The organism is Calidithermus terrae (assembly GCF_003574345.1).
GTDB classification, from domain to species: Bacteria; Deinococcota; Deinococci; order Deinococcales; family Thermaceae; genus Calidithermus; species Calidithermus chliarophilus.
The window spans coordinates 1-919 of the sequence record NZ_QXDL01000449.1 but is presented as its reverse complement, the minus strand read 5'-3'; the positions used below and the strand labels follow the sequence as shown (position 1 = coordinate 919).

Sequence of the window (919 nt, the reverse complement as noted above, 5' to 3'; positions counted from 1 at the left end):
GGACGGGGAGGGGTGGACCATACGCCACAGGCCTTTGGCTGACGGCTTATCCCTTCCCGCCCTTCCCCTTTCCAGCCTGGATCACAGCTCGAGCCGCGCGGCTTTGCCACACTTGGGGCATGCGAGCCCTCGCGTGGGTTTTGATCTTTTCGCTGTTCGGGGCCCGGGCGGTGTCGCCGGGCGATCCTGCGCCGCTGCCCAAGGTCAGCGACTCGTACGGCAAGCCGGTGGACCTGGCGCAGATCACCAAGGCGGGGAAGTACGTGGTGCTGTGGTTTTACCCCAAGGCCTCCTCGCCGGGGTGCTCGGCGCAGGGCAAGCGCTACGCCGACTTGTACGAGGAGTTCGCCCGGTACAACGTGGAGGTCTTCGGGGTGAGCCACGACCCCGCGGCCGAGCAGTGCGAGTTCATCGAGAAGCTGGCGCTCAAGGGGGGCATGATCCCCGACCGGGACGGTGCTCTCGCCAAGGCGTACAAGGTGAACAACCTCTTCGGGTTTTACGCGCGGGACACTTTCCTGATCAACCCGCAGGGCAGGGTCGAGAAGGTCTGGCGTAACGTCAACCCCTTCAAGGACCCCGACACCGTGCTGTCCTACCTCAAGGAGAAGCTCGGCAAGTAGGCGGGGCCGGGGCCGGGCTTCATGCGGGTCATCGTCATCGGGGCCGGGGTGGGCGGCCTGACCACGGCCGCGCTGCTGGCCCGGGCGGGCCTCGAGGTCACCGTGCTCGAGGCCCACACCTACCCCGGCGGCTCGGCGGGCACCTTTTTCCACGGGGGCTACCGCTTCGACGCCGGGGCCACGCTGCTGGCGGGCTTCGACCCCGGCGGGGTCTTCGAGGGGCTGGGCCGCAGGCTGGGGGTGGAGTTCCCGGTGCGGCGGCTCGAGGCGGGCGAGCCTTTGATGCAGGTCTGGCT

At 68.6% G+C, this 919-nt stretch carries 2 protein-coding genes; both read left to right on the top strand.

Features of this window, described 5'->3' with window-relative positions:
* Positions 1-119 precede the first annotated feature (119 nt).
* Entirely contained in the window at positions 120-623 is a 504-nt protein-coding gene (locus tag Mterra_RS21510) for a peroxiredoxin (RefSeq protein WP_119316892.1), read from the top strand.
* Between the two features lie 21 nt (positions 624-644).
* On the top strand, positions 645-919 hold a 275-nt coding region (locus Mterra_RS21505), incomplete at its 3' end, for an FAD-dependent oxidoreductase (protein WP_119316891.1).

Bases quoted from the DNA above. Each gene is read 5' to 3' on its own strand.
- Mterra_RS21510 (WP_119316892.1), top strand. From the start codon at position 120: ATGCGAGCCCTCGCGTGGGTTTTGATCTTTTCGCTGTTCGGGGCCCGG.